General features: G+C 64.7%; 14 protein-coding genes and 1 tRNA gene. 7 read left to right on the forward strand and 8 right to left on the reverse strand.

The window, feature by feature from the left end; translation table 11 throughout:
* Positions 1-54: 54 nt before the first annotated feature.
* The 6 genes from P9272_RS07105 to P9272_RS07130 all read left to right on the forward strand — a co-directional run bounded on the left by P9272_RS07105 (position 55) and on the right by P9272_RS07130 (position 6,374).
* Positions 55-1,491, forward strand: a complete 1,437-nt coding sequence (locus P9272_RS07105) for a pyridoxal-phosphate dependent enzyme (RefSeq protein WP_278159956.1) — start codon at positions 55-57, stop codon at positions 1,489-1,491.
* Positions 1,488-2,657, forward strand: coding sequence for a cystathionine gamma-synthase (locus P9272_RS07110; protein ID WP_128257855.1), 1,170 nt, complete (start codon positions 1,488-1,490; stop codon positions 2,655-2,657). Before P9272_RS07105 ends, P9272_RS07110 begins: the two co-directional genes overlap by 4 nt.
* 162 nt (positions 2,658-2,819) lie before the next feature.
* Positions 2,820-3,542 (forward strand): GntR family transcriptional regulator, encoded by a 723-nt coding sequence (locus P9272_RS07115; protein WP_278159957.1) that lies wholly within the window; start codon positions 2,820-2,822, stop codon positions 3,540-3,542.
* A 126-nt stretch (positions 3,543-3,668) separates the two neighbouring features.
* Positions 3,669-4,910, forward strand: coding sequence for a D-amino acid dehydrogenase (locus P9272_RS07120; protein ID WP_278159958.1), 1,242 nt, complete (start codon positions 3,669-3,671; stop codon positions 4,908-4,910).
* 42 nt (positions 4,911-4,952) lie between these two features.
* Positions 4,953-5,756 (forward strand): aspartate/glutamate racemase family protein, encoded by an 804-nt coding sequence (locus P9272_RS07125; protein WP_278159959.1) that lies wholly within the window; start codon positions 4,953-4,955, stop codon positions 5,754-5,756.
* A 444-nt stretch (positions 5,757-6,200) separates the two neighbouring features.
* A complete protein-coding gene (locus P9272_RS07130; protein ID WP_181179496.1) occupies positions 6,201-6,374 on the forward strand; it encodes a hypothetical protein in 174 nt (57 codons plus the stop codon).
* A 25-nt stretch (positions 6,375-6,399) separates the two neighbouring features.
* Here P9272_RS07130 and P9272_RS07135 read toward each other — a convergent pair whose 3' ends face one another.
* The 4 genes from P9272_RS07135 to P9272_RS07150 form a co-directional block, all read right to left on the reverse strand.
* Positions 6,400-6,705 (reverse strand): UBP-type zinc finger domain-containing protein, encoded by a 306-nt coding sequence (locus tag P9272_RS07135; RefSeq protein WP_278159960.1) that lies wholly within the window; start codon positions 6,703-6,705, stop codon positions 6,400-6,402.
* A gap of 27 nt (positions 6,706-6,732) precedes the next feature.
* Complete coding sequence (locus tag P9272_RS07140) at positions 6,733-8,403, reverse strand: cyclic nucleotide-binding domain-containing thioredoxin-disulfide reductase (protein ID WP_278159961.1); 1,671 nt, start codon at positions 8,401-8,403, stop codon at positions 6,733-6,735.
* Between the two features lie 99 nt (positions 8,404-8,502).
* Positions 8,503-8,997 carry a GNAT family N-acetyltransferase gene (locus P9272_RS07145; protein ID WP_278159962.1) on the reverse strand — a complete coding sequence of 165 codons (495 nt, stop codon included), beginning with the start codon at positions 8,995-8,997 and terminating at the stop codon, positions 8,503-8,505.
* Positions 8,994-9,239 (reverse strand): DUF1778 domain-containing protein, encoded by a 246-nt coding sequence (locus tag P9272_RS07150; protein ID WP_278159963.1) that lies wholly within the window; start codon positions 9,237-9,239, stop codon positions 8,994-8,996. Before P9272_RS07150 ends, P9272_RS07145 begins: the two co-directional genes overlap by 4 nt.
* A gap of 411 nt (positions 9,240-9,650) precedes the next feature.
* Between P9272_RS07150 and P9272_RS07155 the strand changes: the two genes are divergently transcribed.
* The gene (locus P9272_RS07155) at positions 9,651-9,842 is read left to right on the forward strand and encodes a Flp family type IVb pilin (protein ID WP_128257846.1); all 192 of its coding nucleotides are present in this window, start codon (positions 9,651-9,653) and stop codon (positions 9,840-9,842) included.
* Between the two features lie 203 nt (positions 9,843-10,045).
* On the opposite strand, the gene P9272_RS07160 is transcribed toward P9272_RS07155, so the two are convergent.
* From P9272_RS07160 to P9272_RS07175, 4 genes are all read right to left on the reverse strand, one after another.
* Positions 10,046-10,130 (reverse strand) — tRNA-Leu (locus tag P9272_RS07160).
* Between the two features lie 187 nt (positions 10,131-10,317).
* Positions 10,318-10,938, reverse strand: coding sequence for a 2,3-bisphosphoglycerate-dependent phosphoglycerate mutase (locus P9272_RS07165; RefSeq protein ID WP_128257845.1), 621 nt, complete (start codon positions 10,936-10,938; stop codon positions 10,318-10,320).
* Positions 10,939-10,972: 34 nt separating this feature from the next.
* Positions 10,973-11,794 carry a 4-hydroxy-tetrahydrodipicolinate reductase gene (gene dapB / locus P9272_RS07170; protein WP_278159964.1) on the reverse strand — a complete coding sequence of 274 codons (822 nt, stop codon included), beginning with the start codon at positions 11,792-11,794 and terminating at the stop codon, positions 10,973-10,975.
* Positions 11,791-13,662, reverse strand: coding sequence for an ABC transporter ATP-binding protein (locus tag P9272_RS07175; RefSeq protein WP_278159965.1), 1,872 nt, complete (start codon positions 13,660-13,662; stop codon positions 11,791-11,793). The genes dapB and P9272_RS07175 overlap by 4 nt, the downstream gene beginning before the upstream one ends.
* Positions 13,663-13,709 lie beyond the last annotated feature (47 nt).

The raw sequence follows: 13,709 nt of genomic DNA on the forward strand, positions 1-13,709 counted from the left end.
TGCCGCGCGAGATTGCCAGGTTCCGCCTCGAACTGCTTCGATGGAGCATCTCAGATGAGCGAGCAGAGACAACCGGCGCCCGGCGGCGCGGCCAACAATTTGTCGAGGCTGCGCCCGCCTTACAATTCGGTGCTCGACCTGATCGGCCAGACGCCGATCGTCGAGTTGACCAAATTCGACACCGGCAAATGCCGGCTGTTCATCAAGCTCGAAAGCCAGAACCCGGGCGGCTCGATCAAGGACCGCATCGCGCTGTCGATGGTCGCCGCCGCGGAGAAGGATGGGCGGCTGAAGCGTGGCGGCACCATCGTCGAGGCCACCGCCGGCAACACGGGCCTCGGCCTCGCCCAGGTCGGCATACCGAAAGGCTACAGCATCATCCTGGTCGTTCCCGACAAGATGTCGCGCGAGAAGATCCAGCATCTGCGCGCTTTGGGCGCCGAGGTGCGCATGACGCGCTCCGATGTCGGCAAGGGCCATCCCGAATATTACCAGGACATGGCCGAGAAGATCGCCGCCGAGTTGCCCGGCGCCTTCTACGCCAACCAGTTCGCCAACCCGGCCAACCCGCTGGCGCATGAGACGACGACCGGACCGGAAATCTTCTGGCAGCTCGACGGCGACGTCGACGCGGTGGTGGTCGGCGTCGGCTCCGGCGGCACGCTCACCGGGCTCGGCCGCTTTTTCGCGAAACATTCCCCGAAGACCGAGATGGTGCTGGCCGATCCCGTCGGCTCGGTGCTGGCGCCGCTGATCAAGACCGGCAAGATGGAGGAGGCCGGCAGCTGGACGGTCGAAGGGATCGGCGAGGATTTCGTGCCGCCCAATGCCGATCTCTCGCTGGTGGCTAAGGCCTATTCCATCCCCGACAAGCAGAGCATGCTGGCGGTGCGCGATCTGCTGTCGCGCGAAGGCATCCTGGCCGGCTCGTCCTCCGGAACGCTGTTGTCGGCGGCCCTTCGCTATTGCCGCGAGCAGACGGTGCCCAAGCGCGTCGTCACCTTCGTCTGCGACAGCGGCAACAAGTACCTATCGAAGGTCTTCGACGATATCTGGCTGGCCGAGCAGGGCCTTGCCGACCAGGAGCAGCACGGCGATCTGCGCGACCTGGTCATGCGCTCGCCGCGCACCGGCGATATCGTGACCGTCGGCCCGGAGGAAAGCCTGCTCAACGCCTATGGCCGCATGCGACGTTCCGATGTCTCGCAATTGCCGGTGCTGGATGAAGGCAAGCTGGTCGGCATTGTCGACGAGAGCGACATCCTGGCCAAGGTCGACGGCCCCTATGACGGCCGCTGGGACCGTTTCAATGCGCCCGTGCGCACGGCCATGACGTCGAATCTGCACACGCTGCAAGCCAACCAGACGCTCGACGCGCTGCTGCCCGTCTTCGACCGCAACGAGGTCGCCATCGTCTTCGATGGCGACGAGTTCATCGGACTGATAACCCGTATCGACCTGATCAACCATTTGAGGCGCCGCGCTAAATGACTTCAAACGGCAAGAACCGCCTGGCCTTTTCCACCCGCACCATCCATGGCGGCCAGAGCCATGACCCGCTGACCGGCGCGGTGATGGTGCCGATCTACGCCACCTCGACCTACGGCCAGCAGTCGCCCGGCGTGCACAAGGGTTTTGAATACGCGCGCAGCCAGAACCCGACGCGCTTTGCCTTCGAGCGCGCGGTCGCCGACCTTGAAAGCGGCACCAGGGCTTTCGCCTTCGCTTCCGGCCTGGCGGCGATCTCGACGGTGCTCGAGCTTCTCGATTCCGGCGCCCATATCGTCGCCACCGACGACATCTATGGCGGCTCGTTCCGCCTGATGGAGCGGGTGCGCAAGCGTTCCGCCGGCCTTAAGGTCAGCTTCGCCGACTTCACTGACCTGGCTGCGGTCGAGGCAGCGATCCAGCCGGAAACAAAACTGCTCTGGGTCGAGACGCCGACCAACCCGCTGCTGCGCATCGTCGATCTCGAAGCGGTTGCCGCTTTGGCCAAACGTAAGGGTCTGCTTACCGTTGCCGACAACACCTTTTGCAGCCCCTATATCCAGCGTCCGCTGGAGCTCGGCATCGACATCGTGGTGCATTCGACGACGAAATATTTGAACGGCCATTCCGATATGGTCGGCGGCGTCGCGGTCGTCGGCGACAACAAGGATCTCGCCGACCAGCTGAAATTCCTGCAGAACGCCATCGGCGCAATCTCCGGCCCGTTCGACAGCTTTCTCGCCCTGCGTGGCATCAAGACTCTGGCGCTGAGGATGGAGCGCCACTCGTCGAACGGCCTTAAGATCGCGCAATGGCTGGAAACGCGAAAAGATGTCCGCCGGGTCATCTATCCCGGCCTCGCTAGCCACCCGCAGCATTCCATCGCAGTCCAGCAGATGCACGCCTTCGGCGGCATGATCTCCGTCGACCTCGACCGCGACCTTGCCGGCACAAAGCGATTCCTCGAACGCACCCAGCTTTTCACGCTGGCCGAAAGCCTGGGCGGCGTGGAAAGCCTGATCGAGCACCCGGCGCTGATGACGCACGGCTCGATCCCGGCTGAAAAGCGCGGGGCGATCGGGATTACCGACTCGCTGGTGCGGCTGTCCTGCGGGATCGAGGATGGCGATGATCTGATCGCGGATCTGGAGCAGGCGCTGGCGCACTAAGCAATTCCAGGAAAAGTGTGAGTGGTTGGGTTCGGCGGCTTCGCCGTAGCCTTCCGTCCGGGAACGGTGAAACGCTCTGAGCGCAACTGAGTGCACTTTGCGATTTCAGAACGTATCATAGCCGCGCCTGCCGATTGGCCGGCGGCGCTGGGATAAGAACTGATGACACAAGGACGCAGCGGTGGGGAAAAATCGGCGGCTACGCGTACCGGCCGCGCGGCCGACAGTGTCGAGCGTGTCTATGCCCGGATCAAGGACTTCGCGATCGACTATCGTTTCCGGCCGGGCGAGCGGATCAACGAGGTCGAGCTCGCCGCCGAGCTGGCGGTCAGCCGGACGCCGGTGCGCGCCGCGCTCAATCGGCTGGAGCGCGACGGCTTCGTCACCTCCGTGCCGAACAAGGGCTTTTTCGCCCGCGAGCTGACGCCGGAGGCGGTGCGCGATCTCTATGAGCTTCGCGCGGCGATCGAGCGTGCCGCCTTCGTGCTTGCCTGCGAGCGAGCGACCGATGCCGAGATCGAGGCGGCGACCGGGACCTGGACAAGACACAGCAACCTGGAAGACGAGGGCTCATGGGCGAAGATCGCCGTCGCCGACGAGAGCTTCCACATGGGCCTGACGCGATTGTCGAAGAACGCGCAGATGATAAGCGCGCTCGAAAGTCTCTGCTCGCGTATCCGCTTCTTCAGATGCATCGACCTGGAGTCTTCGTCGCGTCGCGAACGCACCTATCGGGAGCATGACGCGATCATTCGCGCCCTGCGCCGCCGCGACGCCGCGGGCGGAGCGAGCCTCCTCGAAAAGCACATCACGCTGAGCTCCGCGCACGCTATCGAAGTGGCCGCGCGCGGTCTGGCTCGGCTTTTCCCGGAGACAGCGGCGTAGGGAGCTTTCGCGGAAAACCTCAACGCCGCGGCCCGCCATCTCAAAAGACGGCCATTTGCAGGCTACCCCTTGCGGATCTCGCGTTAAATTCTAAAGTGTACTCACTTTGCGATCTCCGGAGGCGTCATGCGCGTGATCGTGTTGGGTGGCGGCGTGGTCGGCGTCACCACGGCTTACCAGCTGCAGAAGGATGGGCACGAGGTCGTCATCCTCGAGCGCCAGCCTCAGGTCGCCGCCGAGACCAGCTGGGGCAATGCCGGCATGATCGCGCCGGGGCATTCCTTCGTATGGTCCTCGCCCAGGGCGCCGATGATCCTGTTGAAGTCGCTGGTGCTGAAGGATCAGGCGCTGCGTTTCAAGCTTTCGGCCGATCCGAGACTCTACAGCTGGTCGTGGCTGTTCCTGATGGAATGCACGGCCGAGAAGGCCCGGCGCAACACGCTGCTCAAGCACCGGCTCGCCGTCTATTCGCAATCCGTGCTGAAAGAGGTGGTTGCCGGCGAGGCGATCGACTACGACCGCAACGATCGCGGCATCCTCTATTTCTATCGCAGCCAGCAGGCGCTCGACAAAGGCGTCGAGCATATGCGGCTGCTCGAATCCGACGGGCAGCTGATCAAGGTGCTCGACCGCGACGCCATCGTCGCGCTCGATCCGTCGCTGGCCTCGGCGAAGGAAAAGATCGCCGGCGGCATCCATTGCCCGACCGACGAGACCGGCGACCCGGCGAAATTCACCCGGGCGCTGGCCGCCAAGCTGGTCGAGCGCGGCGGCGAGATCCGCACCGGCACCACCATCACCGGCATCGAGACATCGGGCGACGCCGTCGCGCAGGTGATGACGGACAAGGGCGCGGTCAAGGGCGACGCCTATGTGCTGGCGCTCGGCTCCTACAGCCCGCTGATAGCCAGGACGATCGGGCTCAGCCTGCCGATCTATCCGATAAAAGGCTATTCGCTGACCATCCCGACCGGCAACCGCCCGGCGCCGCCGACCATCGCCGCCATCGACGAGCACAATCTCGTCGCCGTCTCGCGCTTCGGCGACCGGCTGCGCGTCACCGCCACCGCCGAATTCGCCGGCTACGACACCAGCCACAAGCCTGCCGATTTCGCCTTCATGAAGGGCGTGACCGAGGAGCTCTATCCGGAAGGCGCCGATTACGACCGCGCCGAGATGTGGGCGGGTCTGCGTCCGATGACGCCGAACAACCTACCCGAATTCGGCAAGCGGCGCCTGCGCAATCTCTATCTCAACACCGGGCACGGCCATATCGGCTGGACCATGTCGCACGGCTCGGCCCGCATCACCGCCGACCTGATTGCCGGCCGCACGCCGGCGATTTCGATGGATGGACTTTTGAACTGAACGTTCGCTCCGTATGGGATCGACAAGAAAAAAGGGAACGCCATGTCCGTCAGCGCCGCTACCCGCCCTCATTCGTCAAGACCGGTCGATCTGGGTGTGCTACCGTCGCAGATCGATGGCGGCCTCGCCTCGCGCGCGGCGATCGGCCTGGCGATCCTCGCCACTGACCAGACTCTGGAGCACGAGTTCCGCGCGCTGGTTCGCATTCCAGGCGTCGCCTTCTACGAGGCGCGACTGTTCAACGACAACGACATCACGCCAGACACGCTGCGCGCCATCGGCCCGCGCATCGCGCCCACCGTCGACCTCATCCTGCCCTCGATCCCGCTCGACGTCGTCGGCTTCGGCTGCACCTCGGCGACCATGACGCTCGGCGAGGAGGCCGTCTTCGCCGAGATCCGCAAGGCGCGGCCGGGTGTCGCCTGCACCACACCGGTTACCGGCGCGCTCGCCGCCTTCAAGGCGCTGGGCGCGAAGGCCGTCGGCCTGCTGACCCCTTACGCGCCCGAGATCAACCAGGGCCTGGTGCGCTATTTCACCGGGCGCGGCCTCGACATCGCCGCCGTCGCCACCTTCGACCGCCGCGACGACCGCGAGGCCGCCCGCATCTCGCTCGCCTCGATCGAGCGGGCGGCCGAACGCATGGCTGAAGTGCACGGCGTCGATGCGATCTTCATCTCCTGCACCAGCCTGCGCGTCGCCGAGGCGGTCGCCGATCTGGAGCGGCGCATCGGCATTCCCGTCACCTCCTCCAACCACGCCATGGCCTGGCACTGCCTGCGACTCGCCGGCATCGACGACGTGGTGCCGGCGGGTGGGAGGCTGTTCGCGCTGAAGGCCGTGTGAGCAGCGCGGCGAACTTTCAGGCGACCGTCATGCATTGTTTAATGTAGCGCTGGTCGTCCCCCACTCCGCTCGGCTTCGCCGAGCCCACCTCTCCCCGATCGACGGGGTAGAGGAAAGGGGCCAAGCTTTTTGCTGGCAACGCTCGTTCCAGCAAGGCTCCCTTCCTTTCCCTCCGGAGGGGGGAAAGGTGGCGCTGCGAAGCAGCGACGGATTGGGGGAACCACGTGGCAATCAAGCCTCGGCCTGATCAGTCACGCCAGTCACAGATGATGCGTTGCATAGCGTAGATGAACATGGGGAGAGGTGGCCGCGAAGCGGACGGAGCGGGGGCGGTGCTGCCCTCTGTCGTTACCGCAAATCGTCCCCGTTAACCGAATCGGAAGGAGATGTTTAACGCTTCCTCTCTATGTCCCTCCTTTGGGAGGCGCAGACAGAGCGAGCATGATGAACGACGAAAAACGAAATGAATGGCGTGCCATCTTCTACGTGCAGGCGCGCGTCGCCATCCTGTTTGTGCCGGTCGTGCTCAGCCTTCTCCTCATCGGTATTTTCGCCGGCAATGAGCGCAAATCCGTGCCCGACGCCGTCGATCCGACCGTGACGGGCTCGGTGCGCTGAAGAGGCGTCGCCCGGTCGGCTGAACTCAGACAAATTTCGGGATCGGCCCGTTCTGTGGCGTCGTATCGCCTTCGAGGTCGACAAAAACCTCGTCGACGAAGCACCAGCCCCAGCCTTCCGGCGGGTCGTAGCCTTCGATGATAGGGTGCTGCGTGGCGTGGAAATGCTTTGTCGCGTGGCGGTTGGGCGAGTCGTCGCAGCAGCCGACATGGCCGCAGCTGCGGCAGAGCCTCAGATGCACCCACCAGGAGCCGCTCTTCAGGCATTCCTCACAGCCCAGCGCGCTCGGCGTGACCTTTTTGATGTCCCTGGTGTGCCTGCATTCATCCATCGCGGGTTCCTCGTCGGTACGGCCTGGTCATTCGTTGGCGGCGGCGGCGCCGTTCCGCGCCAGATAGGCATGCAGCGCCGCCACCACCTGCGCGCCTTCGCCGACGGCGGCCGCGACCCGCTTGACCGAGCCGCAGCGCACGTCGCCGATGGCGAACACGCCGCTGCGGCTGGTTTCCATCAGCCCGTGCCCCGGCGTCGTGTCCGGCCCGGTGCGCACGAAACCCTTGGCATCCAACGCCACATTGCAATTCGCCAGCCAGTCGGTGTTCGGATCGGCGCCGATGAACAGGAAGAGGTGGTGGATGGCGCGCCTCGTCTCCTCGCCGGTCACCCGGTTGCGCCAGCGCAGCGTTTCCAGATTGCCTTCGCTGCCCTCCAGCGCCACGACCTCGGTCTCGGTCAGCACCTCGATGTTGCGCTGCGCCTTGATGCGCTCGACCAGATAGCGCGACATGGTAGCGTCGAGGCTGTCGCGGCGCGCCAAGAGCGTCACCTTGCGCACCTGGCTCGCCAGGTAGACGGCCGCCTGTCCGGCCGAATTGCCGGCGCCGACCAGCGCCACCTGCTGGCTCTGGCAAAGCCTGGCCTCGATCGGCGACGCCCAGTAATGCACCGAGGTCCCCTCGAACTGCGCCAGGTTGGCGATGTCGAGGCGGCGGTAGCGCGCGCCGCTGGCGATCACCACCGCGCGTGAGCGCACGCTCTCGCCGTCGCCGATGGCAAGCTGGTAGCGGGCGCCGTCGCCGGCGTCGTAGAGCAGCTTCGCCTCGTCGGGGATGACCATCTCCACACCGAATTTCTGCGCCTGGTTGTAGGCGCGCGCCATCAGCGCCATGCCGGTGATCCCGGTCGGGAAGCCGAGATAGTTTTCGATGCGGGCCGAGGCGCCCGCCTGCCCACCGAAGGCGCGGCAATCGAGCACGATGGTCGACAGCCCTTCGGAAGCCGCATAGACAGCTGCCGCCAGCCCTGCCGGCCCGGCGCCGACGATCGCCACGTCATAGACCTTCTCGGCATCGATCGGCCGCAGCAGGCCGACGCAGCGGGCAAGCTCGTTCTCGCCCGGATTGTGCATCAGCTTGCCGTTCGGGCAGAGCACGATCGGCAGATGGTGCGGATCGATATGGAACCGCTCGATCAGCGTCTTGGCGCAAGGATCGGTGTCGGAATCGAGCGCGCGATGAGGAAGCCCGCTGCGCCGCAGGAAACCTTGCAGCCGCAGCACGTCGCCATTGCCCGGAGGGCCGATGACCACCGGCCCGCTGGCGCCGCTTTCAAGCAGGCCGACGCGGCGCAGGATGAGCGCCCGCATGACGCGCTCGCCGAGATTGGCCTCCTGCACCATCAGGTCGCGCAGCCGCTGCGAGGGGATGACGATCGCCTCGACCGGCTCGACGGCCTCGGCATTGACCAGCGACGGCCGGTTCGACAGCTGCGCCAGCTCGCCGACGAAATTGCCCGCGCCATAGGTGATGATCGGCTCCGGCCGTCCGAGCCCGCCGGCCTGGGTGATGGCGACCTTGCCCGACAGGATGAGGATCACGCCGGGTGAAACCCTGCCGGCCGTCACGATATGATCGCCGGCGGCGTAGGCGCGCGCTTCGCCGAACCGGCGCATGCGCTCGATATCCCCGTCGGTGAGGACGGGAAACATCTGGTCGCGGCGGGCGGCGATGGCAGGGCTGACGGAAGGCATGAGCGGACCGTAGCGTTATGGCCGCCGGGTTTGAAGGGGTTTGTTGGAGGACTGGCCGGAAGGAGAGGTGCGGGCGCCGCTTCGTCGTTCAAACGGCCTCTACCTGATTGCCTCACGCAGATCGGCGAGAGAGATCACCAGCGTCATGGGATCGAGGGGCGAGGGGTCGAATCCCAGCGCCGTGTAATAGCTTCGCGCTTCGTCAGAGACGGCGTGAGCCAGGATGCCGCGGATGCCGAGCGAACCTGCCGCATTCATCACTCTGCGTGCTGCATCCTGGACGAGCACCCTGCCGATTCCCTGCCGCTGAATGGAAATGTCGATTGCGAGGCGGGCAAGAATTGCCACCGGGATCGGACCGGGCATGGTGCGCCGGAACCGGCCCGGCACACGGCTGGCAATGACGCCGCCCGACGCGAGCGCGTAGTAGGCGAGAACCTTGTCGTCCTCGCAGGCCACGAAGGTACGTGTCGCGCCACTGTCTTGGTTGGCGAGCGCTCGACGCTTGATCCAGTCATCCGACGCCGCGGCACCGGATGAAAAAGACGAAAAATCGTGGCCATGATCCAGCGGTACGGGTGCCTGCAGCCTCACTTGGCTTCCCAGGGCAGCGGCGCGTTCATCAGTTTGGACAGTCCCTCGTTCGACTTGGCCGGCGCGTCGAGCAGGACAAGGAACTCGGCATAGGCGTCCGGTGAAGCCTTGATAAGCGTGCGCTCGAGCAGCGTGTCCTCAGCCATACGCAGGGCGGCGTCGAGGATGAAATCCGTTCGGGTCTTGCCAAGCGTGCGCGCGGCTTCGTCGATCAGGCCGCGCTCCTCGGGCCTGATGCGCATGTTCAGCGTGGTTCTCCTCGAAGCGTGCGGCGATTCGTGCTTCATTGTTTCAGAGTAGTAGCCTGTAATGACGTTGTCATTATAATGAGAGCAGTTTTAAATGTGGCAGAACGAATGTAGATGTCAAAAATGGCGTTCTCTGAACGGTATAGACAAGGTATGTGCGTATGGCAACTCGCCTACTCCAATGAAAGCCTACCAAAGCGACCCGGTCATTACCATATAAGTCGGACTGATACGCATCATATTAGACATTACTGAATTGCGATATGGCCAAAGCGCCCGCTGAGACTCAAGATACATTGCAAGGATAACGGTCGTAATAGAATATTAACTTTTTCGATTAAGGTCTTCAAAAGTGTTTCTGTATAGTTTGAGCGCGTCACTAACGGGCAACGAGGATATCGCAAAATGCTCAAACTGATTACGCGGTTCAAGAATGACGAATCCGGCGCCACGGCTATCGAGTACGGCCTGATCGCGGCGCTGATCGCACTGGCAATCATGGTCGGCGCCAGCTCGCTCGGCGGAGCGCTGAACACCAAGTTCAAGCTGATAGCCGACTGCGTCAAGGACCCCAAAGCCACTGGATGTCCGACATAACTTCTGTCCACGTGTTACGGCACGGGCTTCGGGGCCGCCTTCGGGCGGCTTCTCTTTTTTGCGGCGTCGAAAAGCAGCGCGGCGCGACCGCATAGCGTTGGCTGAGTAGGACTGAACCGCAACCGTTCGAATAGGCGTTGCGGATACTCTTCGCTCTCGGAACTCCGGGATGGCCTGCCATCCGAAGCTCGAAGAGCGAAGGATGGTGCCCAGAAGAGGACTCGAACCTCCACTCCTTGCGGAACACGGACCTGAACCGTGCGCGTCTACCAATTCCGCCATCTGGGCTGGTGGGCGCTCATGTAAGCGGGCAAACGATATGTGTCAACGCGCTTTTTTCGTAAGCGCCAACGCCGGATAGGTGGGGCTCCTGCTTCGCTTCGAGCCCGGACGAGATAATCGTCGAAGCTGACTGCCCCTCATCCGCCTGCCGGCGCCTTCTTCCCGTATAGTGACGGGAGAAGGAAGCTGCTCCTCACCCCTCCAGCACTTCTTTCTTCGCCACGGTGGAATCGGCGTTGAGCTTGTAGATGACCGGCACGCCGGTGCCGAGCTCGAGCTTGACGATTTCCTCGCCCGACTTGCCGTCCAGCGCCATGATCAGCGCGCGCAGCGAATTGCCGTGCGCGGCGACCAGCACGGTCTCGCCGCGCAGCACATGCGGCTGCACCTCGTGCAGGTAATAGGGCCACACGCGCGCGCCGGTGTCCTTCAGGCTTTCGCCGCCGGGCGGGGCGATGTCGTAGGAGCGGCGCCAGATATGCACCTGCTCCTCGCCCCATTTCTTGCGCGCGTCGTCCTTGTTGAGGCCGGAGAGGTCGCCATAGTCGCGCTCGTTGAGCGCCTGGTCACGGATCGTCTTGAGCTCGCCCTGGCCGACGACGTCGAGGATCAGCTGGCAGGTCTTCTGCGCCCGCTGCAGCGCCGAGGTGTAGGCGATATCGAATTTCAGGCCGCGCGCCTTGAGCTTTTCGCCGGCCGCGAGCGCTTCGGCGGTGCCCTGCTCGGTCAGGCCGACATCACGCCAGCCGGTGAACAGGTTCTTCAGGTTCCATTCGCTTTGGCCGTGGCGCACGAGCACGAGAGTTCCCGACATGTTTGCTCCTTTGGAATTTTAGGGAAGCGACGCCTCAGCTCAGGCCGAGCACGTCCCGCATGGAATAAAGTCCGGGCTTCTTGCCGCGCGCCCAAAGTGCCGCCTTGACAGCGCCGCGGGCGAAGATCGCCCGGTCCTCGGCGTGGTGGGAGAGCGTGATGCGCTCGCCGGTGCCGGCAAGGATCACGCTGTGGTCGCCGACGACCGAGCCGCCGCGCAGCGTGGCGAAGCCGATTGAGCCCGCCTTGCGCACGCCGGTATGGCCGTCGCGCACCCGCACGCTGTTGCCGGCGAGATCGATGCCGCGCCCCTTGGCCGCGGCCTCGCCGAGCAGCAGCGCCGTGCCGGACGGCGCGTCGACCTTGTGGCGGTGGTGCATTTCCAGGATCTCGATGTCGAAATCCTCCGGGTCGAGCGCCTTCGCGGCCTGCTCAACCAGCACGGCCAGAAGGTTGACGCCTAGGCTCATATTGCCGGATTTGACGATCGTCGCATGCCGCGCGGCGGCCGCGATCTTCGCATTGTCGTCGCCCGAGCAGCCGGTGGTGCCGATGACGTGCACGATGCGCGCCTGCGCGGCATAGCCGGCGAATTCGACGCTCGCCACAGGGGCCGTGAAATCGAGCACGCCGTCGGCCTTGGCGAAGGCCGGCAGCGGATCGTCCACGATCGGCACGTTGATGGTGCCGATGCCGGCAAGCTCGCCGGCATCCTTGCCGAGATGGGGCGAGTCCGGCCGCTCGATCGCGGCTGCGACGCGCGCGCCAGGCATCGTATGGATGGCGCGGATCAGCGTCTCGCCCATGCGGCCGGCGGCGCCCACCACCACGAGGCCCATATCGCCGGCTTCACTCATGCGCTTCTCCTCACGGTCTTCCTGGCGCGGCTGCGCGGCGCTGGAGTTTGGGCCGAAGTTTGGCTTGCCTTGACGTCGTCGACAAGCCCGAGGCCCTTCTTGCCCTGGATGCGGTGGAAGCGGGCATAGATGCTGTGCGGGTCGGCCATCAGCGTCGCATGGGTGCCTTCCTCGACCAGCCGTCCCTCTTCCAGCACGATGATATGGTCGGCATTGACCACCGTCGACAGCCGGTGCGCGATCACGATCGTCGTGCGTCCCTCCATGACATGGGTCAGCGCCTCCTGGACGCGCGCCTCCGCCTCGTTGTCCAGCGCAGAGGTCGCCTCGTCGAGCAAGAGGATTGGCGCCTGGCGAACGATGGCGCGCGCGATCGAAACGCGCTGGCGCTGGCCGCCGGAAAGGGTCGAGCCGCCTTCGCCGACCGGTGTGTCGTAGCCTTGCGGCTGCTGGCGGATGAACTCGTCGGCCGCCGCCAGTTTCGCCGCCTGCTCGATCTCGGCGTCGGTGGCTGACAGCCGGCCGAAGCGGATGTTGTCGCGGATCGTGCCCTCGAACAGGTACGGCGCCTGCGCCACATAGGCGATCGATTGGCGCAGCGAATGCTTGGTCAGCTTGGCGATGTCCTGGCCGTCGACCTCGATCGAGCCCTTGTCGACGTCGTAGAAGCGCTGCAGCAGCGCCACCATCGTCGACTTGCCGGCGCCCGAGGCGCCGACGATGGCCGTCACCTTGCCGGCGGCGGCGGTGAAGCTCAGATCCTTCACCACGGGGGTGTCGGCGTTGTAGCCGAACGTCACATTGTTGAAGCGCACCTCGCCGGTGGCGATCTTCGCCTCGACCGCGTCGGGAGCGTCGCCCTGCTTCGGCTCGAGGTCGAGCAGCTCGTAGATCATGCGCGCGTTCACCAGGGCACGCTCCATGCCGACCTGTGTGCGCGCCAGGCGCCTTGCCGGGTCGTAGGCCATGATCAGCGCGGTGATGAAGGAAAACACCGCGCCCGGCGGCTGGCCGAGCACCAATGCCCGATAGCCGGAATAGGCAAGCACGGCGGTGATGGCGAGGCCGCCCAGGATCTCGGAAATCGGCGACAGCCGCTCCGACACGCGGGCGATCTTGTTGTTACGCTGCTCGGCGGTGTCGGCCATGATGCCGATGCGGCGCGCCAGTTCGTCCTCCAGGGTGAAGGCCTTGACGATGGCGATGCCTTGCGTGGCCTCCTGCACCGACCCGTTCAGCCGCGAGTTGATCAGCACGGATTCGCGGTTGATCCGCCGCAGCCGGCGGGTGATGTAGATGACGGCCCAGATCAGCGGCGGCCCGATCAGCAGCGAGCTGAGCGACAAGACAGGATCCTGGTAGATCATCACGCCGACAAGGGCGACGAGCGAGACCGCGTCGCGGCTGATGGAGGTCAGCGTCAGCGACAGGAGATCGCGAATGCCGCCGACATTCTCGTTGACCTGCGCCGCCAGCCGGCCGGAACGGGTCTCGTTGAAGAAGTCGACGCCGAGCTTCATCAGATGGTCGAAGCTGCGCTTCTGGTAGCGGGCGACCAGGTTATTCCCGATCCTGGCCAGCGCCACCGCCTGGCCGTAGCCGGCGAAGCCGCGCAGCAGGGAGGCGCCCATGAAGCCGGCGCAGATCCACACGATCATGTCGCTGCGCCGTTCGTAGAAGATCTGGTTGATCATCGGGGCCATGATCCACGCCGTGAAGGCGGTGGTGCCGGAAACGACCAGCAGACAGACGACGGCGACCACATAGGTCCAGCGGTATTCCTTGCCGTTTTCGGCCAGGATGCGGCGCAGCACGGCGCTGACCTCGGCAGGCTGGACCTTCAGTTTGAGGGAAGTTTGAACGGTCAAATCAGGAGCGCTTCATGGTTTCCGCGTGTCGGATGGGCCGCGTTCGG

The sequence above is a fragment of the Mesorhizobium sp. WSM4976 genome, from assembly GCF_029625685.1.
Lineage (GTDB): Bacteria > Pseudomonadota > Alphaproteobacteria > Rhizobiales > Rhizobiaceae > Mesorhizobium.